The 22,562-nt window shown below is 60.5% G+C and carries 24 protein-coding genes; 19 read left to right on the top strand and 5 right to left on the bottom strand.

Annotated elements, in window-relative coordinates; translation table 11 throughout:
- Positions 1–71 precede the first annotated feature (71 nt).
- Together hemJ and hemE are read right to left on the bottom strand one after the other, a co-directional pair.
- Complete coding sequence (gene hemJ / locus ASG25_RS18185) at positions 72–635, bottom strand: protoporphyrinogen oxidase HemJ (protein ID WP_062477359.1); 564 nt, start codon at positions 633–635, stop codon at positions 72–74.
- Positions 632–1,663 (bottom strand): uroporphyrinogen decarboxylase, encoded by a 1,032-nt coding sequence (gene hemE, locus ASG25_RS18180; protein ID WP_062477356.1) that lies wholly within the window; start codon positions 1,661–1,663, stop codon positions 632–634. The genes hemJ and hemE overlap by 4 nt, the downstream gene beginning before the upstream one ends.
- Positions 1,664–2,069: 406 nt before the next feature.
- Between hemE and ASG25_RS18175 the strand changes: the two genes are divergently transcribed.
- From ASG25_RS18175 to dnaQ, 5 genes are read left to right on the top strand one after another with little or no spacing between them, the layout of a single operon-like run.
- On the top strand, positions 2,070–2,891 hold the full coding sequence (locus ASG25_RS18175; RefSeq protein WP_062477353.1) for a pyruvate, water dikinase regulatory protein: 822 nt from the start codon (positions 2,070–2,072) through the stop codon (positions 2,889–2,891).
- 26 nt (positions 2,892–2,917) lie between these two features.
- Positions 2,918–3,559, top strand: coding sequence for a Maf-like protein (locus ASG25_RS18170; RefSeq protein WP_062477350.1), 642 nt, complete (start codon positions 2,918–2,920; stop codon positions 3,557–3,559).
- Positions 3,552–4,415 carry a shikimate dehydrogenase gene (locus tag ASG25_RS18165; RefSeq protein ID WP_062477347.1) on the top strand — a complete coding sequence of 288 codons (864 nt, stop codon included), beginning with the start codon at positions 3,552–3,554 and terminating at the stop codon, positions 4,413–4,415. The genes ASG25_RS18170 and ASG25_RS18165 overlap by 8 nt, the downstream gene beginning before the upstream one ends.
- The gene (gene coaE / locus ASG25_RS18160) at positions 4,412–5,014 is read left to right on the top strand and encodes a dephospho-CoA kinase (RefSeq protein WP_062477344.1); all 603 of its coding nucleotides are present in this window, start codon (positions 4,412–4,414) and stop codon (positions 5,012–5,014) included. Before ASG25_RS18165 ends, coaE begins: the two co-directional genes overlap by 4 nt.
- A 39-nt stretch (positions 5,015–5,053) precedes the next feature.
- Positions 5,054–5,752, top strand: coding sequence for a DNA polymerase III subunit epsilon (gene dnaQ / locus ASG25_RS18155; RefSeq protein WP_062477341.1), 699 nt, complete (start codon positions 5,054–5,056; stop codon positions 5,750–5,752).
- A 58-nt stretch (positions 5,753–5,810) separates the two neighbouring features.
- On the opposite strand, the gene secB is transcribed toward dnaQ, so the two are convergent.
- Positions 5,811–6,302, bottom strand: coding sequence for a protein-export chaperone SecB (gene secB, locus ASG25_RS18150; RefSeq protein WP_062477338.1), 492 nt, complete (start codon positions 6,300–6,302; stop codon positions 5,811–5,813).
- Positions 6,303–6,451: 149 nt separating this feature from the next.
- The gene (locus tag ASG25_RS18145; protein WP_062477335.1) at positions 6,452–6,943 is read right to left on the bottom strand and encodes an FxsA family protein; all 492 of its coding nucleotides are present in this window, start codon (positions 6,941–6,943) and stop codon (positions 6,452–6,454) included.
- Between the two features lie 229 nt (positions 6,944–7,172).
- On the opposite strand from ASG25_RS18145, the gene ASG25_RS18140 reads away from it, so the two are divergent.
- The 5 genes from ASG25_RS18140 to gyrB all read left to right on the top strand — a co-directional run bounded on the left by ASG25_RS18140 (position 7,173) and on the right by gyrB (position 12,697).
- Positions 7,173–7,871 (top strand): Tim44/TimA family putative adaptor protein, encoded by a 699-nt coding sequence (locus tag ASG25_RS18140; protein WP_062477331.1) that lies wholly within the window; start codon positions 7,173–7,175, stop codon positions 7,869–7,871.
- Positions 7,872–7,922: 51 nt separating this feature from the next.
- Positions 7,923–9,029: a murein transglycosylase A gene (locus tag ASG25_RS18135; RefSeq protein WP_062477328.1), complete on the top strand. Its 1,107-nt coding sequence runs from the start codon at positions 7,923–7,925 to the stop codon at positions 9,027–9,029.
- Positions 9,026–9,598, top strand: coding sequence for a Smr/MutS family protein (locus tag ASG25_RS18130; RefSeq protein WP_062477325.1), 573 nt, complete (start codon positions 9,026–9,028; stop codon positions 9,596–9,598). Before ASG25_RS18135 ends, ASG25_RS18130 begins: the two co-directional genes overlap by 4 nt.
- A gap of 15 nt (positions 9,599–9,613) precedes the next feature.
- A complete protein-coding gene (locus ASG25_RS18125) occupies positions 9,614–9,991 on the top strand; it encodes a helix-turn-helix domain-containing protein (protein WP_062477322.1) in 378 nt (125 codons plus the stop codon).
- 270 nt (positions 9,992–10,261) lie between these two features.
- Positions 10,262–12,697, top strand: a complete 2,436-nt coding sequence (gene gyrB, locus ASG25_RS18120) for a DNA topoisomerase (ATP-hydrolyzing) subunit B (protein ID WP_062477319.1) — start codon at positions 10,262–10,264, stop codon at positions 12,695–12,697.
- Positions 12,698–12,780: 83 nt separating this feature from the next.
- On the opposite strand, the gene ASG25_RS18115 is transcribed toward gyrB, so the two are convergent.
- Complete coding sequence (locus tag ASG25_RS18115) at positions 12,781–13,383, bottom strand: nitroreductase family protein (protein ID WP_062477317.1); 603 nt, start codon at positions 13,381–13,383, stop codon at positions 12,781–12,783.
- Positions 13,384–13,583: 200 nt separating this feature from the next.
- On the opposite strand from ASG25_RS18115, the gene ASG25_RS18110 reads away from it, so the two are divergent.
- The 9 genes from ASG25_RS18110 (at position 13,584) to ASG25_RS18070 (ending at position 22,544) form a co-directional block, all read left to right on the top strand.
- Positions 13,584–14,387: an HpcH/HpaI aldolase/citrate lyase family protein gene (locus tag ASG25_RS18110; protein ID WP_062477313.1), complete on the top strand. Its 804-nt coding sequence runs from the start codon at positions 13,584–13,586 to the stop codon at positions 14,385–14,387.
- A 234-nt stretch (positions 14,388–14,621) separates the two neighbouring features.
- Positions 14,622–15,893, top strand: coding sequence for a polyhydroxyalkanoate depolymerase (gene phaZ / locus ASG25_RS18105; RefSeq protein ID WP_062477310.1), 1,272 nt, complete (start codon positions 14,622–14,624; stop codon positions 15,891–15,893).
- 156 nt (positions 15,894–16,049) lie between these two features.
- Positions 16,050–16,502, top strand: coding sequence for a DUF2852 domain-containing protein (locus tag ASG25_RS18100; protein WP_062477307.1), 453 nt, complete (start codon positions 16,050–16,052; stop codon positions 16,500–16,502).
- 128 nt (positions 16,503–16,630) lie between these two features.
- The gene (locus ASG25_RS18095) at positions 16,631–17,410 is read left to right on the top strand and encodes a M48 family metallopeptidase (RefSeq protein WP_062477304.1); all 780 of its coding nucleotides are present in this window, start codon (positions 16,631–16,633) and stop codon (positions 17,408–17,410) included.
- 75 nt (positions 17,411–17,485) lie between these two features.
- Positions 17,486–18,160, top strand: a complete 675-nt coding sequence (locus tag ASG25_RS18090) for a phosphoribosylanthranilate isomerase (protein WP_062477301.1) — start codon at positions 17,486–17,488, stop codon at positions 18,158–18,160.
- Positions 18,157–19,377: a tryptophan synthase subunit beta gene (gene trpB, locus ASG25_RS18085; protein ID WP_062477299.1), complete on the top strand. Its 1,221-nt coding sequence runs from the start codon at positions 18,157–18,159 to the stop codon at positions 19,375–19,377. Before ASG25_RS18090 ends, trpB begins: the two co-directional genes overlap by 4 nt.
- Before the next feature lie 4 nt (positions 19,378–19,381).
- Positions 19,382–20,221 carry a tryptophan synthase subunit alpha gene (gene trpA, locus ASG25_RS18080; RefSeq protein WP_062477295.1) on the top strand — a complete coding sequence of 280 codons (840 nt, stop codon included), beginning with the start codon at positions 19,382–19,384 and terminating at the stop codon, positions 20,219–20,221.
- Positions 20,222–20,270: 49 nt separating this feature from the next.
- Positions 20,271–21,197: an acetyl-CoA carboxylase, carboxyltransferase subunit beta gene (gene accD / locus ASG25_RS18075; RefSeq protein ID WP_062477292.1), complete on the top strand. Its 927-nt coding sequence runs from the start codon at positions 20,271–20,273 to the stop codon at positions 21,195–21,197.
- Between the two features lie 6 nt (positions 21,198–21,203).
- Entirely contained in the window at positions 21,204–22,544 is a 1,341-nt protein-coding gene (locus ASG25_RS18070) for a folylpolyglutamate synthase/dihydrofolate synthase family protein (RefSeq protein WP_062477289.1), read from the top strand.
- The last annotated feature ends 18 nt before the right edge of the window (positions 22,545–22,562 follow it).

Below are 22,562 nucleotides of genomic sequence, written 5' to 3'. Positions count from 1 at the left end.
GCACGCTAGCGACTTCCGGCCCGTCCCGCAAGGGGGCGTGGGATATCGGAGGCTAAAATGTCCGTGATGGATTAAAATGGCTTCACGACGACCAGGATGACGATAACGATCATGAGGACGGTCGGCACCTCGTTCATCAGCCGCCAATAACGCGCTGTCCTTCGTGTACCGTCTTGCGAAAACCGCCGGACGGCATCGGCATAATGCAGGTGCACGCCGGTCAAAAGGATGACCGCAAGAATCTTCGTGTGGAGCCAGCCGCCCTGGAAACCATAGACGCTCCAGGCGAGATAGAGCCCGAGCGCCCAGGTGATCATCATCGCCGGGCGCATGATCACGGTGAGAAGCCGCTGTTCCATCACCTTGAACGTTTCGGATGTCGGAGAACCCGGCTCTGCATCCGTATGATAGATGAAGAGCCGCGGCATGTAGAGAAGTCCTGCCATCCACGAGATGACGGCCACGATATGCAGGGCCTTGATCCAAAGAGCGAGGTCCTCCGGCTGCCAGACGATCAACCCGCCGACGATCGCGATCAGGACGCAGAGTGCCATAAAGGCTCGTACACGCGATTTCCGCCCTGCCGGGGCATCCGTCTGGCGGGATCCACCTTCATCGCTCTGTGGGATCGTCATATGCGGCTCCTGACACGTCTCACGAGATCGGAGACATGGGTAGGATCGGCCTGCGGCGTGATCCCGTGACCAAGATTGAAGATCAGCGGTCCCATGCCGAGACGATCGAGGATCTGATCTATGCCCTCTTCGAGCGCTTTTCCGCCGGCGACGACCCGCATCGGATCGAGATTGCCCTGCACGGGGCCTTCCTTCTGCAGGTCTGCCGCAAACGAGAGGGGAACCGACCAGTCGAGACCGATTGCATCCGCCGTTGTCTTCCGTCGATAATCTTTCAGCAGAAGACCGGCGCCCTTTGCGAACGCAATGATCTTTGCATCCGGCCGCCGAGCCCGGACGCTGTCGATGATGCGGCGGACCGGACCGACCGCGAACCGCTCGAACGTGTCTTCACCGAGCACGCCTGCCCAAGAATCGAAGATCTGCACCGCGTCTGCGCCAGCATCGAGCTGTGCAACCAGATAATCGGCGGACAGCTCCGCAAGCGTGGCGAGGAGTGCGTCGAAGGCATCCGGATGGCGATAGGCAAAAAGTCTCGCCGGCGCCTGGTCGGGGGTTCCATGCCCGGCAATCATATAGGTCGCAACTGTCCAAGGCGCGCCGCAGAAGCCGAGCAATGTGGTTTCATTCGGGAGCTCCCGACGCAGCCGGGCAACAGTCTCGATCACGGGCCGCAGGTGATCGGCCACCGGGCGGCCGTCGAGTGCCCGGATCCCGTCCACGTCGATCGGGTCGAGCTTCGGCCCGCTTCCCTCCTCGAACCGGACATTCCGCTTCAGGGCATCGGGAATGACAAGGATATCGGAAAAGAGAATGGCGGCGTCGAACGCATAGCGCCGGATCGGCTGCAGCGTGACTTCCGTCGCAAAGTCGGGGGAGTAACAGAGATCGAGGAAACTGCCGGCTCTGGCACGAACCTCACGATATTCCGGCAGATATCTGCCGGCCTGCCGCATGAGCCAGATAGGAGGAGGGGTCAGCGTCTCGCCGTTCAGAACGCGAACGAGTTTGCGGTTTTCAGGCGTCACACACAGCTTCCCTCTTAAAATAGAATCTTGAATCTAAGAGTTTCTATTTCTTAGAGTCGGTGACTATCAAGGATTAAAGGTTGTCAGCCTTTTGTCCCCATCTGGCCCCACTGCCGCGATATGCGTCATGCCAGAATGGCGGTTCTTTGGGAACATAGGGTACGGCGCTGAATTTTCTTGTTTTTTGAAGGGTTTGGAAATCCGTCTCTGCTGCACCGGCCTGTGGACGACCTGTTGATGGTCGGCGGCGATCGGTCGCATCGCGAGTCTTTTTCACAAGCGCCCCGGTAAGGACACCGCCGCGGGCCTCTTTGTGAATAAGTCGGCGGTTTTCCCCTTGCCTGCCAGGCCAGCTCGCTCCTAGGCTCTGGTCATCCACCATCATCAACAGGCGGCCGAGAATAGCGTGGACAATCAGAAAAACTATTTCCACCTGCACCTGATCTCCGACTCGACAGGGGAAACGCTGATCGCAGCGGGTAGGGCAGCTGCGGCCCAGTTTCAGACCTATCACGCACTGGAGCATGTCTATCCGCTGATCCGAAATCGCAAGCAGCTCATGCAGGTGCTGGAGTCGATCGACAAGGCACCGGGCATTGTCCTTTACACGATCGTGGATCGGGAACTCTCCGATATCATCAACGCTCAGTGCCAGCAGATCGGTGTTCCTTGTGTCTCGGTTCTGGAACCGATCATCGATCTTTTCCAAGCCTATCTCGGCACGTCGTCTCGCCGGCGCTCCGGCGCACAGCATGTGATGGATGCCGACTATTTCGCGCGGATCGACGCGCTGAATTTTACGATGGACCACGATGACGGACAGCTTCCGGCCGATTTCAACGATGCGGATGTTGTCCTGATCGGGATCAGCCGGACATCGAAAACGCCGACCAGCATCTACCTGGCCAATCGCGGGATCCGCACGGCCAATATTCCGATTGTTCCGGGAGTTCCCCTGCCGGACCGGCTGATCGAAGCGACCAAGCCCCTGGTTGTCTGCCTCATCGCTACGGCGGATCGCGTGTCACAGGTGCGCGAACACCGGGTGCTCGGAACCACGCATGGTTTTCATGGACAAGAATATACGGATCGTGCTGCCATTGCCGAAGAACTGAAATATGCCCGGGCCCTCTGCGCGCGCAATAACTGGCCGATCATCGATGTCACCCGGCGCTCGATCGAGGAAACGGCGGCCGCCATTGTTGCTCTCAGGCCGCGCCTGCGCTAGTGCGCAGGCCGATAGGGAGATCATTGATGACGCACCAGATTGTCCTCGCCTCCGCGAGCCCCTTCCGGCGGATGCTGCTGGCCAATGCGGGGATATCCTTCACTTGGCAGGCGGCGGAGGTAGACGAACGGGCGCTGGAAGCGCCGCTTGAAGCAGGCGGCGCATCTCCTCAGGAGGTCGCTGCCATCCTGGCCGAAGCCAAGGCCCAGTCCGTGGACATGGCACTTGAGAAGGCACTGCGGGTCCTTGCCGGAAAACCGACGACCGGGATCAGTCCCTTGGTCATCGGTTCGGATCAGACGATGTCCCTGGGATCCCGTGTCTTTCACAAGCCAAGATCGATCGCCGAGGCGAAAGATCACCTGCAATCCTTGTCGGGAAAGACGCATCAGTTAAACAGCGCTGTTGTTCTTCATCGGGAGGGTCGGACCTTATGGTCCCATGTCTCGACGGCACGCCTGACGATGCGAACGCTTGACGAGGATTTTATCGCACGGCATCTGGAACGGGTGGGCGAAAAAGCGTTGACCAGTGTGGGAGCCTACCAGCTGGAAGGCGAGGGCGTGCAGTTGTTCGACGCGATCGAGGGTGACTATTTCACGATCCTCGGACTCCCTCTCCTGCCGCTGCTCGGCGAACTCAGAAGGTTGCAGGCGATCGATGCATGATTCACGTGAAACATTTGTTAACCATGCTTTCGTCGCCGGTTATCCCGTTCGGCATTCGCGCTCGCCATTGATCCATACGCACTGGCTGAAAACGCTGAGCCTTCAAGGCAGCTACAGCACACGCGAAGTTCCGCCGGCACTCTTTCCGGACTTTATGATCCTCCTCAGATCAGGCCAGTCGGGCTTCATCGGCGGCAATGTCACCATTCCGCACAAGGAAACGGTTATCGCCTGTGTCGATGATGCTGATGCTGTAAGCCGGGAAATCGGCGCGGCGAATACCGTCTGGCTGGAAGAGGGCAGGCTGAAGGCAACCAATACGGATGGCCTCGGTTTCGCCGCCAATCTGGATGAGCGGGCCCCCGGGTGGGAAAAGGCAGAAACAGCGATCGTGCTGGGTGCAGGCGGTGCAAGCCGAGCTGTCATTCAGGCCGTGCGGGACCGCGGCGTCAGGACCATTCATGTCGTCAATCGGACGTTGCCGCGCGCTCAGGAACTTTCCGATCGTTTCGGGCGGGCAAGGGTCATTCCCCACGGGATGGAAGCCCTCCCGGAGCTCCTGCCGGATGCGAGCCTGTTCATCAACACCACGTCGCTCGGCATGGATGGCACCGCGGTTCCCGATTTCGATTTCACGACTATGCCGTCAAGTGCCATCGTGACCGACATTGTTTATGTCCCGCTGGTGACCCCCATTCTGGCGCAGGCGCAGGCGCAGGGTTATACCATCGTGGACGGCCTCGGCATGCTGCTGCATCAGGCAGCGCCTGGCTTTCAGAAATGGTTTGGGCAAAAGCCTATCGTGGACGAAACACTCCGCAGTCTCGTCATCGGCGATATGGCGGCACATGCATGATCGTCCTCGGGCTTACGGGATCGATCGGCATGGGCAAATCGACCACGGCTGAAATGTTCAAGGTGCTTGGTGTTCCTGTCAACGATGCGGATGCCGTGGTCCACGCGCTCTATCACGGGCCGGCTGTCGGGCTGATTGAGGCCGCTTTTCCCGGCTCCACATTGAACGGTGCGGTGGATCGCACAAAACTGAGTGCGGCACTGGCCAGGCATCCCCAAGGGTTTAAAACGTTGGAAGCGATCGTCCATCCTCTCGTTCGTGAGGAGGAGCGTGCCTTTCTGGAGCGCGAAAGACGCGCAGGTGCCCCCCTCGTCGTTCTCGATATTCCGCTTCTCTTTGAAACGGGTGGCGAAGCCAGGGTGGACGCGGTCGCGGTCGTCACCTGCGACGCGGACCTCCAGCGGCAACGCGTCCTTGCCCGTCCAGGGATGACGCCGGAGAAGTTCGCCCTGATCTTGTCGCGCCAGATGCCGGACAGCGACAAGCGTGCCCGGGCAAACTATGTGATCGACACGAGCCGAGGACTTGAAGTGGCGCGCCAAAGGGTCGAAGAGATTGTGACCGATCTCACAAAAAGAGCGGGCCAGGCGCCATCCTGAGTCGTCTCTCGGGGAGGTCGACGCGATAAAGGAAGAGCCATGCGGGAAATCATCTTCGATACGGAAACGACCGGCCTCGACAATCGACAGGATCGCGTCATCGAGATCGGCGGCATCGAGCTCAACGACCATTTTCCAACGGGCAAGACGTTTCATCGGTACATCAATCCCGGAGACCGGAAGGTACATCCCGATGCGCTGGCCGTGCACGGCATCACCGACGAGTTCTTGAAGGACAAACCGGTTTTTGCCGAGGTGGTCGAAGATCTCATGGCATTCTTCGACGGTGCCCGTTGGGTCGCACACAATGCCACGTTCGACATGGGCTTCATCAACGCGGAACTGGCGCGTCTGGATCGTCCGGCCGTCTCGCAGGATCTTGTCACGGATACCCTGTCACTGGCTCGACGCAAGCACCCGATGGGGCCGAACTCTCTGGATGCTCTCTGCCGACGCTATGGGATCGACAACACCCATCGGACAAAGCACGGCGCGTTGCTCGACTCCGAACTCCTGGCGGAGGTCTATATCGAGATGATCGGCGGCCGGCAGGCGGCCCTCGGCCTGACCACGCAGGAAAGCCGGGCACGGATCGAAGCCACCGATGATGTGGTCTTTGTACCGCGGGAGCGTCCGGCCCCGTTGCGTCAGCGTCTTGCTGCAGACGGCATCGCCGCACATGCAGCGCTGATCGAGAAGATCGGCGCGAAGGCCATCTGGTCGCGCTACGACGTCTGAACGAAAAACGCCCGGTCTCTGGTAGACCGGGCGCTTCGAACCATCAAAGATTGCTAGATCAGTTCGGCGTCGACGAAACCTGAGCGCGGACGCGATCTTCGGCCATGCGCTGCGTGAACATCTGCGCAAAATCGATCGGATCGATCATGAGCGGCGGGAAGCCGCCATTGCGCGTCGCATCGGCCACGATCTGGCGTGCGAAGGGGAACAGCAAGCGCGGGCATTCTATGAACAGAAGCGGCAGCATGTGCTCCTGAGGGAAGCCGGTCACACGAAAGACGCCGCCATACGTCAGCTCGATCGCAAACAGAACCTTGTCGCCATCCTTAGCTTCGGCATTCAGCGTCAGCACGACATCGAATTCCGTATCCGACAACGGGTTGGCATTCACATTGACGTTGATATTGATCGCCGGCGCCTTGTCACGGGCCTGGAGCGAACGCGGCGCACCCGGGTTTTCGAACGAGAGATCCTTGATGTACTGGGCGAGAATGTTCAGCGAGGGATTTTCGCCGGTGCCACCGTTCGTGGGGGCTGCTGTATCGGTCATGAGGCGCGTTCCTTGGAGGCGGTCGATCGGGAAAGACGTTGGAGGGAGCGGTTCTTCAGTCGAGCGCATCTATCATTTCGGGCATGTCCTTACAACCCGAGCGACGACGCGCGATCATGGCCGTTGCCACAACGCTCAACGATCGCGGATCAGCGCAACCGGTCGCTCGGGCCGTTGTGATCAGGATCCCTGGTAAACTCTGCGTCATCAAGATCGATGACTCCGGGAATGGAACGTGGCCGAGCGTTGGCCGGATCGGACCGCGTACCGCTGGTCTGCGTCACCACAGTGACCCGCTTGCGGAGAAACTGCCATGCCGCTTCGCGCACTGCCGGAATGAAGAGAAGAATGCCAATCAGATCACTGAGGAACCCCGGCAGGATCAGGAGAAAGGCAGCGATGACGATCATCGCACCATGCACGATCTGACGCCCCGGATTTTCTCCGGTGCGCGAGAGGGACTGGAGTTTTCGAAGGACGCCAAGGCCTTGGGCGCGCAGGAGAACAGCGCCGACAACAGCCGACAGAAGAATGAGGCCGAGGGTCGCCGCGACACCGATCTCGCGTCCGACAACGATGAAGGTGGCAATCTCGGCCATCGGCAGAAGCAGGAAGAAGAGCGGGATCAGGGAAAGGCGCATTTGGTCCACATGTTCGTTAAAAGGTTGTCGTCTGACTTATCCCGTGAGGCACGGAAATGTGAAAGCTGCACCGGGTCGCCGAACGACCTCGACGTCGACGCGAAGATCGGCGGATCTCCTTGCCGAGCGGCCTTCATGCCGCCCCAATCTGCTTCAGGCCATTTGAATGATGGCATCATCGCGTCTATATGGGTCTCTAAGATACATCATAAAAGCGGCATTGGTGGAAATGGGATCTTTCGACTTCGTAACATTGTTCTTTCTTGTCGCCGCGGTGATCATTTTCATCCAGCTTCGCAGCGTGCTGGGCCGTCGGACAGGCAACGAACGCCCGCCGTCCGATCCCTTTTCCGCGCGCGAACCTGTGGACAGCGCCGACCCCACCGGCAAGGTTGTCCAACTGCCCCGTCGCGACACCGTTGTCGACGAGGCTGCTCGATATGCAGCCATTGATGCCTTCGCCAAGCCGGAGACCCCGTTGAACGCGTCGCTGCGCCGCATTGCCGATGCCGACAACAGCTTCGATCCGAAGACCTTCGTAAACGGCGCGCGCATGGCGTACGAAATGATTGTCATGGCGTTTGCCGATGCGGACCGGAAGACGTTAAAGTCGCTTCTTTCCAAGGAAGTGTATGACGGCTTTGAAGCGGCGATCGCCGATCGCGAGGCCAAGGGTGAATCCGTCAAGTCTACGTTCGTCGGCATCGAAAAGTCCGATATTGTCTCGGCCGACCTGAAAGACGGCGAGGCAATTGTCACCGTGCGGATCTTCAGCCAGTTGATCTCGGCGACCTATGACGCATCCGGCAAACTGGTGGATGGCGATGCCGAAGCCGTCTCCGAGGTCAACGACCTCTGGACGTTTGCGCGCGATACCCGCTCTCGCGATCCGAACTGGAAGCTGATCGCAACCGAATCCGAAAACTGAGTTTCGTTGTTCGATTGTCGGCGGCGCATGTCAGAGAGATAGGGATCGTCGATGGATTTTGCGCTCCGCAAGGTTTGCTACGAGGATCTGCCCGGCTGGGCGGATGACGATCCGTCGGACCTTCTGCCAGCCCTGCGGCGGTGCCGGGTTCAGGTCGAGACCGTCAAACCGCACCGAACAGGATCGCTCGGCATTTCTTCCGACGATCTTCTGCCGGCGTTTCGAGCGGCCGAGGACGTCGACGTATCAGATGCGGGTTCAGCCCGAGCCTTTTTCGAGGCGAACTTTCAACCCTTCGCCATCCAGCGTCGGGATGGCGCGACCGGCTTCGTTACCGCGTTTTTCGAACCCGTCGTTCCCGTCAGCCGCCAGCGCACCGGGGCCTATGTCTATCCGTTCTATCGTCGGCCGGACGATCTGGTCGATCTCGACGAAAAGACCCGGCCGTCCTTTCTGCACGAGAGCTTCGCCTTTGCTCGCCATGTAGAGGGCCGGATCGAAGAATACCCCGATCGGCAGGCGATCGAAACAGGCTTTCTCGATGGGCGTGGACTGGAGATTGCGTTTGCCCGATCCAAGACAGATGTCTTCTTCGCGCATGTCCAGGGTGCAGCCCGTCTTCTTTTTCCGGACGGCTCCACTGAGCGCATCACCTATGCCGCAAAGAGCGGACAGCCATTTTCGGCTATCGGGAAACTGTTGATCGATCGCGGTGCGATCGATGCTGCGACCGTTTCCATGCAGTCGATCAAGGGCTGGCTCGACGCGCATCCTGCAGAAGCCGACGCAGTCATGTGGCACAATCGGTCCTTTATCTTCTTCCGAGAAGCACCTGTCGAGGATCCGGCGCTTGGACCCGTCGCCGCCGCAAAGGTGCCGTTGCAGCCGGGACGCTCGCTGGCCGTCGATCGCCTCATCCACACCTTCGGCGTACCCTTTTTCATCGCGAGTGACAGTCTGACCCGTATCGATGACGGACGACCGTTTCGCCGCCTGATGCTGGCGCTCGATACCGGCACTGCCATCGTTGGTCCGGCGCGGGGCGACATCTTCACCGGATCCGGTGATGAAGCCGGTGAGAAGGCGGGAGCGGTGCGCAATGCCGCAGACTTTTTCATCTTGATTCCGAAGGCCGCCGCGGCAAGATACGGCGCATGACGAGGAAGAAGACGCTTTCCAGCGAAGACCGCATTCTCTGGGGCAAGGTCGCCCGATCGACGCGCGCGCTTCCGGGACGCATGGAATTGCTTGCGCTGTTCGAGGGAGAGGAACCACCGCCGAAGCCTCCGGAACCCCTGCCAGTCTCGGTGGCCGTGGTCCAAGCGCGCGCGATGGCGCCTGCGGCCAAGATCGACGCGCCGAAACGTCACCAGCCGCTGGAAAAGCCCGTCAAACGCAAACTCGCCAAGGGTCATCTTCCGATCGATGCCCGCATTGACCTTCATGGTATGGCGCAATCCGAAGCGCATGGCCTCCTGTTGCAGTTCCTCTCGCGAGCGCATGACCGTGGTCTGCGGCACGTCCTTGTCATTACGGGCAAGGGGACATCGATGGGCAGCGAAGGCGCGCTGAGGCGGGCGGTGCCTCTGTGGTTTTCATTGCCGGACTTTCGTCCGCTGATTTCCTCCTACGAGCCCGCAGCCCGCAACCATGGAGGCGAGGGCGCGCTTTACGTCCGGCTGTCGCGGCACGACGTCTCCCGGCAGAACTCTGGCTTTCTCGCATGAGACGTCCTCGGCGCCATGACACCCTTCGGTGAGGAGATGGTCCGCCTTCGTTTGGAGCGTGGCGTAACGCAGAAGCAGATGGCACAGGCCCTCAATGTGTCGGCCGCCTATCTCTCGGCGCTGGAACATGGCCGTCGGGGTACGCCAAGCTTTGATTTCCTGCAGCGTGTGGCCGGCTATTTCCACATCATCTGGGACGAGGCCGACGCTCTCTTTGCGCTCGCGGCCCAATCAAACCCCCGCGTGACACTGGATACGGCAGGTCTGGCTCCTGGCCATACGATCCTCGCGAACCGGCTGGCAGCACAGATCCGCCATCTTCAGGACCAGACCGTTGTGGATATCACGCAACTTTTGGACAATGCGCAGAAGGGTGCTAAAGATGGATCGTGAACCCTTTCGGCGGCAAGCACACAGAGGTGACGCCGCCGTGGAAGCCTGCCGAAAACGGAAAGACCTCATCGCCAATCACGCTCTTGCCGGTTTGATTTCGGTCCCACTTCAGACCCGCAACCGGCGGTCGGACTTTGGATCAGAACGGGGAATATCGACATTTCAGCGACTGCCGTCCTGCTGATTCGCCCTTCGGATACTTGCATGGCCTGGCTCCCCGCATGCTAAGCATCTGGAACGACGCCGTAACAATGGAAAGACCCTACCTCTATGACCGAACTGCCTGATGCTGCAACCGGCGCAAATGCCGAATATGGTGCCGATTCGATCAAGGTTCTCAAGGGTCTGGACGCTGTCCGCAAGCGTCCGGGCATGTATATCGGCGACACGGACGACGGCTCGGGCCTGCACCACATGGTCTACGAAGTCGTCGACAACGCAATCGACGAAGCGCTGGGCGGATACGCCGACCTCGTGACGGTGACGCTGAACGCCGATGGCTCGGTAACGGTAACCGACAATGGCCGCGGTATCCCAACCGACATCCACAAGGAAGAAGGGGTGTCGGCGGCCGAGGTCATCATGACGCAGCTGCATGCCGGCGGAAAGTTCGACCAGAATTCCTATAAGGTATCCGGTGGTCTCCATGGTGTCGGCGTGTCCGTCGTCAATGCGCTCTCCGTCTCGTTGAAGCTGAAGATCCGTCGATCGGGCAAGATCCATGAGATGAGCTTTACCCACGGTGTCGCCGACGGTGCACTGCAGGTGACCGGTGACAGCGGCGGCTTGACGGGCACCGAGGTCACTTTCCTGCCGAGCACCGAAACCTTCACGAAGGTGGAGTTCGATTACGGCACGTTGGAACATCGTCTCCGCGAGCTCGCCTTCCTCAATTCCGGCGTCCGCATCATCCTCACGGACAAGCGTCATTCCGACATCAAGCAGGAAGAGATGATGTATGATGGCGGCCTCGAGGCCTTCGTCGTCTATCTCGATCGTGCCAAGAAGCCGCTGGTCTCACGGCCCGTTTCCATTCGCGGCGAGAAGGACGGCATTACCGTCGAGGTCGCGATGTGGTGGAACGACAGCTACCACGAGAACATGCTCTGCTTCACCAACAACATTCCCCAGCGCGATGGTGGCACGCATATGGCCGGCTTCCGCGGGGCCCTGACGCGCCAGGTGACCTCCTACGCGGATCAATCCGGTATCACCAAAAAGGAAAAGGTGACGCTGCAGGGCGAAGACTGCCGCGAAGGGCTGACGGCCGTCCTTTCCGTCAAGGTGCCTGATCCGAAATTCTCCTCGCAGACGAAGGACAAGCTCGTCTCCTCCGAGGTACGACCGGTTGTCGAAAGCCTCGTCAACGAGGCGCTGAGCACCTGGTTCGAGGAACATCCGGCCGATGCGAAGATCCTCGTCGGCAAGGTGGTTGAAGCCGCCGCCGCGCGTGAGGCTGCCCGCAAGGCGCGCGAGCTGACCCGTCGCAAGGGTGCGCTCGATATCTCTTCGCTTCCAGGCAAACTTGCCGACTGCTCGGAGCGCGACCCGTCCAAGTCCGAACTTTTCCTTGTCGAAGGTGACTCGGCCGGCGGCTCTGCAAAGCAGGGGCGGTCGCGCGAAAATCAGGCGATCCTTCCGCTTCGCGGCAAAATCCTGAATGTCGAGCGTGCGCGGTTCGACAAGATGCTGTCCAGCCAGGAAATCGGGACCCTGATCACCGCGCTCGGTACCTCCATCGGCAAGGACGAGTTCAACCCTGAGAAGCTGCGCTACCACAAGATTATCATCATGACGGACGCCGACGTGGATGGCGCCCACATCAGGACGCTGCTCCTGACGTTTTTCTTCCGGCAGATGCCGGAGCTGATCGAGCGCGGCCATCTCTACATCGCTCAGCCGCCGCTCTACAAGGTTACGCGCGGCAAGTCCGCCCAGTACCTGAAGGACGAGAAGGCCTTCGAAGAATATCTGATCTCGATGGGGCTGGAAGAAGCGCGCCTGGAACTCGGATCCGGCGAGGTGCGGGCAGGTCAGGATCTGCGCGAAGTCATCACGGATGCGCTGCGCCTGCGCGCACTCGTCGAAGGACTGCATTCCCGCTACAGCCGCTCTGTCGTCGAGCAGGCCGCGATCGCCGGCGCCCTCAATCCGGAACGCCTGCGCGATGACGAGAAATCTGCGGTGATCGCGCGCGAGCTGGCCGAGCGGCTCGATCTGATCGCCGAGGAAACCGAACGTGGCTGGAAGGCCGAGATCGCGGGTGATGGTGGCCTGCGGCTCGAGCGCATGGTCCGCGGGGTCAAGGAACTGGCGTTCCTCGACATGGCGCTGATCGCGTCGCAGGATGCCCGCCTGATCGACCAGCTGAACGCCAAGCTTCACGACATCTATGCCGTGCCCCCTGTCCTGCGGCGCAAGGAGGGCACGCAGGAGATCAGCGGTCCTCGCGCTCTGCTTGACGCGATCTTTGCCAGCGGCCGCAAGGGCCTTTCCATGCAGCGCTACAAGGGCCTCGGCGAGATGAATGCAGAACAGCTCTGGGAAACCACGCTCGATCCGAACGTCCGCTCGCTGCTACAGGTTCGCGTAAACGATGCGACGGACGCCGACAGCTTGTTTTCGCGGCTTATGGGTGACGAGGTCGAGCCTCGCCGCGATTTCATTCAGGAGAATGCCCTGAACGTCGCTAACCTCGACATCTAGGCGTTTATCGCTTGCCGCTTCGAAGAAAGGCCTCGCAGCCATCCGGTTGCGAGGCCTTCTTTTTGACTGATGTTGCTTTGCGATCAATCGGCTTTGAAGCTGCCATTGAAGGCGAGCTCAGACAAGGGTCGACGGGGGCTTGGAGTTTCCCGGGCCTGCAGCCCTTCCGGCAGAACGGACTTGTCGCCGACGCGGCCGATCGCAATGGCGGCTTCGACACGGTAGCCCTCGGGGATGCCGAGGATACTTTCGGCCTTGTCGAAGTGAATTCCGGTCATGCCATGTGCCTGGTAGCCGAGCAGCGTTGCCTGGTGGGCAATGGCGCCCCATGCAGCACCCGCATCGAAGCTATGACTGTAGGACGGCTTGGCTTCGGTCGCGCCTGGTGCCGCGAAATGCGTCTTCGAGATGATGATCACCAAAGCGGATGCGGATTTCGCCCAGCTCTGGTTGAAGTCGTTGAGGATCGGCAGAAGCGTGTCCCATTCCGGCGAGCCGCGCAAAGCATAGGAAAAACGCCAGGGCTGCGAGTTGAAGGCGGAGGGCGCCCAACGCCCGGCCTCCAGAATCGTCAGGAGTTCAGACTCTCCCATCGTCTCGTCCTTGAAAGCGCGGGGCGACCAGCGATCGAGAAAGCTGGCCTCAATCGGAAAATCCGCCTGTCGGAAATTGCTCGACGTTGTCATGGTTCTTGTCCTTCAGTGTGTTGGCCGCTGACTGAGCGTCGCCAACGGAAAAGCGCTGGGTGCGAGGGAGCGCGCACGCGACCATCTAGTGAGTCCACGTCGCTGCCGACAAGATGCTTTTGGCGAATAGAGCGTCTACGGCATGGAGACGTTGGCGATATGCGCTATCTGGACGCTTGAGGAACAAGAAGGAGAGACACGTGCCGGCACCGGTCAACCTCTTTAAGGCTGCGCTGCGCGAGCGGCGATTCCAGCTCGGTTTCTGGGTGGCAATGGCCAGCCCTTACGCGGCAGAGATCGTGTCCGGCTGCGGCTATGACTGGCTTCTCATCGACGGCGAACATGCGCCGAACGACATTCCCCTTCTGGCAGCACAGGTCCAAGCGCTGAAGGGTTCACAGAGCCACGCGATCGTTCGCCTTCCGGTAGGCGAGACTTGGATGATCAAGCAGATCCTCGATGCTGGCGCACAAACCATCATGATCCCCATGGTGGAGACGGTGGAGGAAGCCAAACGGCTCGTGCGTGCAGTGCGTTATCCGCCCAAGGGCGTTCGCGGTGTCGGCGCGGCCCTCGGTCGCGCATCCTCTTTCAGTCGCATCAGCGACTATCTCGAAACTGCGGAACAAGAAATCTGCCTAATCGTCCAGATTGAGAGCAGGGCGGGTCTGGAGATGCTCGATCAGATCGCGGCCGTCGACGGGATCGATGGTTTGTTCATCGGCCCCTCCGACCTGGCAGCCGACATGGGACGTCTCGGGCAGCTTGGTCATGCCGACGTCACGGATGCCATTCGCGATGCCTTCGAGCGCATTGCGCGCGCCGGCAAGGCGGCCGGCATCATGACGCTGAGCCTCGATCAAGCGCGGCTCTACCGCGATCTCGGAGCAGACTTCATGGCTATCGGCACGGATGTCACCACGCTCGTGGAAGCTACGAACCGCCTCCGTCTCCACTACCAAGCCGGTGAAACGTCCATCCCGGCAGGGCCGTCAGGCTACTGAGAAGAATTATCGACTTCTCAATGCTTGCGGGCGCACACTTCTGTCCGTTCCGAACGGACGCATCAGGAGGAATGAAAGGAGCGCTCTACAACAGTTTCGCACTGGCCAGACATGATACTTTAAACAACTTGCTGCAACGCACAAGAAAGCGTAGCCTGAAATATTCGGACGGAGATTGAGAAGCGCTTCGTGCTGCTTTCTATCTCTTCTTATGGTAAAAGGAGTTTGCATCCAGTGTTTTACCAGTTCTACGAATTGAACCACGCGATCATGGCGCCTTGGCGCGCCGCAGCCGATGCCTTGCGTCTTGCCTACAGCAATCCCCTTAATCCGCTGTCGCAGACCTATCTCGGTCGCACCGCCGCTGCCGGTCTCGAGGTCTTCGAGCGCTCGACCCGTCGATATGGCAAGCCGGAGTTCGGGCTTGACGAAACGATCATCAACGATCGTGCGATTTCGATCGACGAAAAGATCGTGTGGCGGCAACCCTTCTGCAACCTCATTCATTTCGAGCGCATCCTGGAGAAACCGGCGCGGTCTGATCCGCGCGTCCTGATTGTCGCGCCGATGTCCGGTCACTATGCGACCCTCCTGCGCGGCACCGTGGAAGCTCTCCTGCCGACGTCCGACATCTACATCACGGACTGGATCGATGCCCGCATGGTGCCTCTGACGGAAGGCACGTTCGACCTCGACGACTATATCGAGTACATCATCGAAATTCTGCACTTCCTGGGACCCGATACTCATGTCATCGCTGTCTGCCAGCCAGCCGTTCCGGTTCTGGCCGCTGCCGCGATCATGGAAGCCAGAGGTGATGCCCTGTCGCCCGCCTCTATGACGTTGATGGGTGGACCGATCGATACCCGTATCAATCCGACCGCCGTCAACAAACTTGCCAAGGACAAGCCTATCGAATGGTTTCGCGACAATGTCGTGATGCCCGTTCCTTTTCCGCAACCGGGATTCATGCGTCCGGTCTATCCGGGTTTCCTGCAGCTCTCCGGCTTCATGTCGATGAACCTCGATCGGCATATCAATGCTCAGAAGGAATTCTTCGACCACCTCGTCCAGCATGACGGCGATGCCGCGGAAAAGCACCGGGAGTTCTACGACGAATATCTTGCCGTGATGGATCTCACAGCTGAATTCTATCTGCAGACCGTCGATGTCGTGTTCATGCAGCATGCCTTGCCGAAAGGCGAAATGGTCCATCGCGGCGAGAGAGTGGATACCCACGCGATCCGCAAGGTGGCTTTGCTGACGGTCGAAGGGGAGAACGACGACATCTCCGGCGTGGGACAGACGGAAGCTGCCCAGACGATCTGTTCCAACATTCCGGATCACATGCGCATGCACTACGTGCAGCCGGATGTCGGCCATTATGGCGTCTTCAACGGATCGCGCTTCCGCCGGGAGATTGCGCCGCGCATTGCGGCCTTCCAGCGCGCCCATGGTCACAAGGCGGCGTCCGTCAAGGTCATCAAGGGCGGCAAAACCGGCTAGACGCGCCAGAGCAGGTCAAACACCCAAAAAATCATGAGATCGGGCAAGCCCTTGCCCGATTTTTGTTTGTCTCGTCTTGTGGAGGAATGCTGCTATTCCCACATCGACGTCAGCGGGTTCGACGACCGAACCCTCCATTGACGAGGACTAAACTCCATGAATCAGCATGCCTTGATCCGTCCTGACTGGACGCCCGCGACCATTGCGTTGATGGTTCTCGGCTTCGTCGTGTTTTGGCCGCTTGGCCTTGCCATGCTCGCTTACATTCTGTTCGGGGAACGTCTGAAATCGTTCAAGCGTGACGCAAATGCGTCCGTCGATACCGTGTTTTCCACGTTCAGGGGCGGCTTTGGCGGCCTGCGCCGGACGGGCTTCACACGCGGCACGTACCGCGCAGGCGATACAGGCAACGTCGCTTTCGACGATTGGCGCGAAGCAGAACTGACACGTCTCGATGAAGAGCGTCGCCGTCTGGATGACATGCGCGAAGATTTCGACGCCTATGTGCGCGAATTGCGTCGCGCCAAGGACCAGGACGATTTCGACCGCTTCATGCGTGAGCGCAGGACTCCGTCGAACGGCCCGGTCACAGGTTACACCGGCAACTGAGCTTCGGAGCGCCGGCTAACCGTACGGTGATCTGACCTCCCCAAGGCCGGCCTTCCTCATGCAGGAAGGCCGGCTTTTCCTTGTCGTGCCGGGGGCGCTAGGCCTACGAATCATCTATCAGGGACATCATGTTTCCTCTGCTGCTGAAGCCCGTTCGCCGTAAGAAGCCGGTACAACCCGTCCGGCCGGTGACGAAGACTGTCGTGAAGACGCTGGTCATCGATGAACGGTCTGTCCCCTTGACGATCCGGCAAAATCCCCGCGCGACACGCATGACACTGCGCATCGAGCCGGGCGGACGGGCCTTGAAGATGACCATCCCCCCAGGGTTGCCTGATCGCGAGGTGACGCAGTTTCTCGACCGACACCAAGCCTGGCTTTCAAGCCGGCTTGCACGTTTTTCCGGCGAGAGCGTTCTCGAAGATGGCGGAATGATCTTCGTGCGCGGCGTCGCTCATCGGATAGAACGAACCGGTCGTCTACGCGGTATCACGGAAAGCGTCGTGATCGATGATGAGCCGGTGCTCAGGGTCAGCGGCGCGCCCGAGCATCTCGGTCGTCGGATCGCCGACTTTCTCAAGAAGGAGGCCCGAAAGGATCTGGAGCATCTCGCGCCATCCCATGCATTGCAGGTCGGACGACCAATCAAGTCCTTGACGCTTCGCGACACGCGAAGTCGCTGGGGCTCCTGCGCCGTGGACGGGGCGCTGAATTTCTCATGGCGCATCGTCATGGCACCGCCCCATGTCATCGATTACCTGGCAGCGCACGAGGTGGCGCACCTCAAGGAGATGAACCACGGGCCGAACTTCTGGGCCCTGTGTGAGCAGCTCTGCGCCCAGACGCCGGAGGCCCGCCATTGGCTGAAGCGCAACGGGACACTTCTCCATGCCATCGACTTTACCTGATCACAGCCGAGGCGATCTGCGCGAGGCCCTGTTTTGGCTCGACTCGCGGGCCGATTCATGCAAATGCGGTGCCGTATGACCATCGATGTCAAGATCTGCGGATTGAAGACCGCTGAAGCCGTCGACAAGGCCGTTGCCTTGGGCGCGAACCATGTCGGTTTTATCTTCTTCGAAAAGAGCCCGCGCCATATCGAGCCGGACGACGCCGCGCGGCTTGCGGAGCGCATACGCGGGCGGGCGAAGATCGTTGCTGTCACGGTGGATGCGGACAACGATACGCTGGACGAGATCGTCTCGTCGCTCGATCCGGACATTCTGCAGCTCCATGGCCACGAGACGGCCGCGCGCGCACTGGACATCCGCGCGATCTACGGTCGCCCGATCATGAAGGCGTTTTCGGTGCGCGAGGCCGGGGATCTCCGGGCGGTCGACGCCTATATCGGCATTGCCGATCGCTTCCTGTTCGATGCCAAGGCTCCCAAAGGCTCGGAAATTCCCGGTGGCAACGGCATCTCGTTTGATTGGACGCTGCTCGACGCGCTTGACGCCGAGGTGGATTACATGCTTTCCGGCGGTCTGAACGCCGGAAATATCCGCGAGGCACTGGAGATGACAGGCACGCGCGCGATCGACATCTCCTCTGGAGTTGAGCGCGCGCCCGGCGTCAAGGACCTACGCCGGATGGAAGAGTTTTTCGATGCCGTTGCTGAGGCCCGCGCGGAGCCTTTCCGGTCAAGGAGCACGACGTGAATCAGACCCCCCTACCCAATTCCTTCCGTTCCGGTCCCGATGAGGACGGTCGCTTCGGCATTTTCGGCGGTCGTTTTGTCGCGGAAACGCTGATGCCGCTGATCCTTGATCTTGAAGCCGAGTGGGAAAAGGCCAAAACCGATCCCGCCTTCAAGGCTGAACTCGAACATCTCAACACGCATTATACCGGCCGTCCGAGCCCGCTTTATTTTGCCGAGCGCCTGACGGAAGAGCTGGGCGGTGCCAAGGTCTACTTCAAGCGCGACGAGCTGAACCATACCGGCTCTCACAAGATCAACAATTGTCTCGGCCAGATCCTGCTTGCCAAGCGCATGGGCAAGACCCGCATCATTGCGGAAACCGGTGCCGGTCAGCACGGCGTGGCGACGGCAACCGTCGCGGCCCGCTTCGGCCTGCCCTGCGTCGTCTACATGGGCGCAACCGATGTCGAACGCCAGTCGCCCAACGTCTTCCGCATGAAGCTACTCGGTGCGGAGGTCCGCCCGGTCACGGCGGGCCACGGCACGTTGAAAGACGCTATGAACGAGGCCCTGCGCGACTGGGTCACCAATGTCGACGATACCTACTATCTGATCGGCACGGCTGCCGGCCCGCATCCCTATCCGGAAATGGTGCGTGACTTCCAGGCTGTCATCGGCCGCGAAACGCGCGAACAGATGCTGGCGATGGAGGGCCGCCTGCCAGACATGCTCATCGCGGCAGTCGGCGGCGGCTCCAATGCCATCGGCCTTTTTCATCCGTTCCTCGACGACGCCAGCGTCAAGATCGTCGGTGTCGAAGCGGGCGGCAAAGGTCTCGACGGCGAGGAGCATTGTGCCTCGCTTACGGCGGGCACCCCGGGCGTCCTTCATGGCAACCGCACCTACCTGTTGCAGGATAGGGACGGACAGATCAAGGAAGGCCATTCCATTTCCGCTGGCCTCGATTATCCCGGCATCGGGCCCGAGCACTCCTGGCTGAAAGATGCCGGTCGGGTCGAATATGTTCCGATCATGGACCACGAGGCGCTCGAAGCCTTTCAGCTTCTGACCCGCGTCGAAGGCATCATCCCCGCACTTGAGCCGAGCCATGCACTCGCCGAGGTCATCAAGCGGGCGCCGACGATGGACAAGGATCAGATCATCGTGATGAATCTCTGCGGACGCGGCGACAAGGATATCTTTACCGTCGGCAAGCTGCTTGGAATGGGGCTGTAACAAGATGAGCGCACGTTTCGACAGGACATTCGCCAAGGCTTCCGCCGAGCATCGCCCGGTGCTCGTCACCTACATCATGGGCGGCGATCCGGATTTCGACACGTCTCTGGCGATCATGAAGGCGCTGCCGTCCGCCGGCTCCGATATCATCGAACTCGGCATGCCCTTCTCCGACCCGATGGCGGATGGCCCGGCGATCCAGCTCGCCGGCCAGCGTGCTCTTGCCGGTGGCCAGACGCTGGAAAAGACCCTGGAGCTCGCGCGCCAGTTCCGCAAGACGGATACCGACACGCCGATCGTTATGATGGGCTACTACAATCCGATCTACATTTACGGCGTGGATCGCTTTCTCGAAAATGCCCTCGCCGCCGGTATCGACGGATTGATTGTCGTCGATCTGCCACCTGAAATGGACGACGAGCTCTGCCTGCCCGCGCTCAAGAAGGGCATCAGCTTTATTCGGTTGGCCACACCGACCACGGGCAGCCGCCGCCTGCCGAAGGTCCTCGAGAACACCTCTGGTTTTGTTTATTATGTCTCCATGAACGGCATCACAGGTTCGGCTCTTCCCGAACCGGCTCTGGTCGGCGGTGCGGTGGCGCGCATCAAGGAGCACACCAGACTGCCTGTCTGTGTCGGCTTCGGCGTCAAGACCGCCGAGCATGCGCGCGCCATCGGTGCGTCGGCCGACGGCGTGGTCGTCGGCACCGTCATCATCAATCAGGTCGCGTCCAGCCTTACCGAAGACGGTCAGGCGACGGGCGCGACTGTCCCGGGCGTCGAGGCCCTGGTGCGCGGCCTCTCGGCCGGCGTCCGGGCTGCGCGTCTTGCAGCGGCCGAATAATTGCCCACATACGGGGTAATGACTGGCTGAACGATTTCAGGAGTTTCATGTGAACTGGATTACCAACTACGTCCGCCCGAAGATCAATTCGATGCTCGGCCGCCGCGAGGTTCCGGAAAACCTCTGGATCAAGTGCCCGGAGACGGGCGAGATGGTATTCCACCGCGATCTTGAAGATAACAAGTGGGTCATCCCCGCATCCGGCTTTCACATGAAGATGCCGGCCAAGGCCCGTCTGAAGGATCTTTTCGATGCGGGCGTCTACGAGACGCTGCCGCAGCCGAAGGTGGCGCAGGATCCCCTGAAGTTCCGTGACTCCAAGAAGTACACCGACCGCCTGCGCGACAGTCGTGCGAAGACGGAGATGGAGGACACGATCCTTGCCGGTCTCGGTACCGTCGAAGGACTGAAACTGGTGGCCGTCGTGCACGAATTCGCCTTCATGGGTGGTTCGCTCGGCATTGCCGCAGGCGAGGCGATCATCAAGGCCTTCGAACGTGCCATCGCCGAGAAGTGCCCGCTGGTCATCTTTCCGGCCTCCGGCGGTGCGCGCATGCAGGAGGGCATTCTCTCTCTCATGCAGCTGCCGCGCACCACGGTCGCCGTGCAGATGCTGAAGGAAGCAGGTCTTCCCTACATCGTCGTCCTGACCAACCCGACGACGGGCGGCGTTACGGCGTCCTATGCCATGCTGGGCGATCTGCATCTGGCCGAGCCGGGTGCTGAAATCTGCTTTGCCGGCAAGCGCGTCATTGAACAGACAATCCGCGAAAAGCTGCCCGAGGGCTTCCAGACCTCGGAATATCTGATGGATCATGGCATGATCGACATGGTGATCAAGCGCCATGATATTCCCCAGACGCTCGCACGGGTGCTGAAGATTATGCTCAAGAAGCCCGTCGATGCCGTGAAGCGGCCCGTTCAGCCGGAGATCGTGGCGCCTGCGGCTGCCGTGCCGGTCGCGGCCAGCGTCTAGCGCGCGATGACCACCGAGGCGCGCGAAGCCACGCAAGAGATCGACAAGCTCCTTGCGCTCCATCCTAAAGGCTTCGATCTGTCGCTGGAGCGCGTCACGCGTCTTCTCGACAGGCTTGGCAATCCGCAAGACAGGTTGCCGCCGGTCATTCATGTGGCGGGCACGAACGGCAAAGGATCGGTCACGGCATTCTCGCGGGCAATTCTCGAGGCTGCGGGTCTGTCGGTCCATGTCCACACCTCTCCGCATTTGGTGAGGTGGCATGAACGCTATCGTCTGGGCGTAAAGGGTGGGCGCGGCGCGTACGTGTCGGATCCCGTCCTTGCCGATGCCGTTCGCCGGGTCGCCGCCGCCAATCGCGGCGAGACGATCACGGTGTTCGAGATCCTGACCGCTGTCACGTTCCTTCTTTTCTCCGAGCATCCGGCCGACGTTGCCATCATCGAGGTGGGCCTCGGGGGGCGCTTCGACGCAACCAACGTCATCAAGGCGCCGGCCGTTTCGACGATCATGCCGATCTCGCTCGACCATCAGGCCTATCTCGGCGATCGCGTCGAGCTCATTGCGGCCGAAAAGGCCGGCATCATGAAGCGCGGCTGCCCCGTCGTCCTTGGCCAGCAGGAGGAAGAGGCTGCGCGTGACGTGCTCGTGAGCACGGCGGAGCGCCTCCGATGCCCGGTGTCCGTCTACGGGCAGGACTTCCACGCACATGAGGAATTTGGTCGGCTGATCTATCAGGACGATGACGGATTGATCGACTTGCCCCTTCCACGCCTTCCCGGCCGTCATCAATATGCCAATGCGGCTGCTGCGATCCGCACGGTGCGTGCCGCCGGCTTCCAGCCGGCCGATGCGGCGATCGAGACAGGGTTGACGACAGTCGAATGGCCCGGCCGACTCCAGCGGCTGACAACCGGACGACTGGCGGAGTATGCTCCCAAGCGCGCCGAAATCTGGGTCGACGGCGGGCACAATCCCGGCGCCGGCAAGGTGATCGCCGAAACCATGGCGAACCTTGAAGAACGCGATCCAAAACCGCTTTTCCTGATCATCGGCATGATCAACACAAAGGATCCCGCGGGCTATTTCCAAGCCTTTTCAGGCCTTGCCGAGCAGGTTTTCACGGTTCCGATCCGGGGATCCGATGTCGGCATCGACCCGGTGGCTCTGGCAGAAGATGCCGCGGCGCAGGGTTTCGACGTTGAACCTGTCGCCTCGGTGGCGGAGGCGCTCTCGATCCTCTCCGATGCGTTTGCCCATCAGCCGGTGGCCCCGCGCGTCCTCATCGGTGGCTCGCTCTATCTCGTCGGCAACGTGCTTGCCGACAATGGGACGCCGCCTCGTTGATCATGTCGGCATCGCGAT

The organism is Rhizobium sp. Leaf384 (assembly GCF_001424065.1).
Taxonomy (GTDB): domain Bacteria; phylum Pseudomonadota; class Alphaproteobacteria; order Rhizobiales; family Rhizobiaceae; genus Ferranicluibacter.
Note: the sequence above shows the minus strand (reverse complement) of the source record. Positions and strands in the feature narration are given on the sequence as shown.

Excerpts from the sequence above, each read along its gene's own strand:
- ASG25_RS18140 (WP_062477331.1), top strand. The coding sequence starts at position 7,173 with ATGGGATCTTTCGACTTCGTAACATTGTTCTTTCTTGTCGCCGCGGTG.
- ASG25_RS18095 (WP_062477304.1), top strand. The coding sequence starts at position 16,631 with ATGTTTCCTCTGCTGCTGAAGCCCGTTCGCCGTAAGAAGCCGGTACAA.
- ASG25_RS18145 (WP_062477335.1), bottom strand. The coding sequence starts at position 6,943 with ATGCGCCTTTCCCTGATCCCGCTCTTCTTCCTGCTTCTGCCGATGGCC.
- hemJ (WP_062477359.1), bottom strand. The coding sequence starts at position 635 with ATGACGATCCCACAGAGCGATGAAGGTGGATCCCGCCAGACGGATGCC.
- ASG25_RS18165 (WP_062477347.1), top strand. The coding sequence starts at position 3,552 with ATGCATGATTCACGTGAAACATTTGTTAACCATGCTTTCGTCGCCGGT.
- ASG25_RS18170 (WP_062477350.1), top strand. The coding sequence starts at position 2,918 with ATGACGCACCAGATTGTCCTCGCCTCCGCGAGCCCCTTCCGGCGGATG.
- ASG25_RS18115 (WP_062477317.1), bottom strand. The coding sequence starts at position 13,383 with ATGACAACGTCGAGCAATTTCCGACAGGCGGATTTTCCGATTGAGGCC.
- trpA (WP_062477295.1), top strand. The coding sequence starts at position 19,382 with ATGAGCGCACGTTTCGACAGGACATTCGCCAAGGCTTCCGCCGAGCAT.
- coaE (WP_062477344.1), top strand. The coding sequence starts at position 4,412 with ATGATCGTCCTCGGGCTTACGGGATCGATCGGCATGGGCAAATCGACC.
- ASG25_RS18130 (WP_062477325.1), top strand. The coding sequence starts at position 9,026 with ATGACGAGGAAGAAGACGCTTTCCAGCGAAGACCGCATTCTCTGGGGC.
- dnaQ (WP_062477341.1), top strand. The coding sequence starts at position 5,054 with ATGCGGGAAATCATCTTCGATACGGAAACGACCGGCCTCGACAATCGA.
- ASG25_RS18100 (WP_062477307.1), top strand. The coding sequence starts at position 16,050 with ATGAATCAGCATGCCTTGATCCGTCCTGACTGGACGCCCGCGACCATT.
- secB (WP_062477338.1), bottom strand. The coding sequence starts at position 6,302 with ATGACCGATACAGCAGCCCCCACGAACGGTGGCACCGGCGAAAATCCC.
- ASG25_RS18090 (WP_062477301.1), top strand. The coding sequence starts at position 17,486 with ATGACCATCGATGTCAAGATCTGCGGATTGAAGACCGCTGAAGCCGTC.
- gyrB (WP_062477319.1), top strand. The coding sequence starts at position 10,262 with ATGACCGAACTGCCTGATGCTGCAACCGGCGCAAATGCCGAATATGGT.
- ASG25_RS18070 (WP_062477289.1), top strand. The coding sequence starts at position 21,204 with ATGACCACCGAGGCGCGCGAAGCCACGCAAGAGATCGACAAGCTCCTT.
- ASG25_RS18125 (WP_062477322.1), top strand. The coding sequence starts at position 9,614 with ATGACACCCTTCGGTGAGGAGATGGTCCGCCTTCGTTTGGAGCGTGGC.
- ASG25_RS18135 (WP_062477328.1), top strand. The coding sequence starts at position 7,923 with ATGGATTTTGCGCTCCGCAAGGTTTGCTACGAGGATCTGCCCGGCTGG.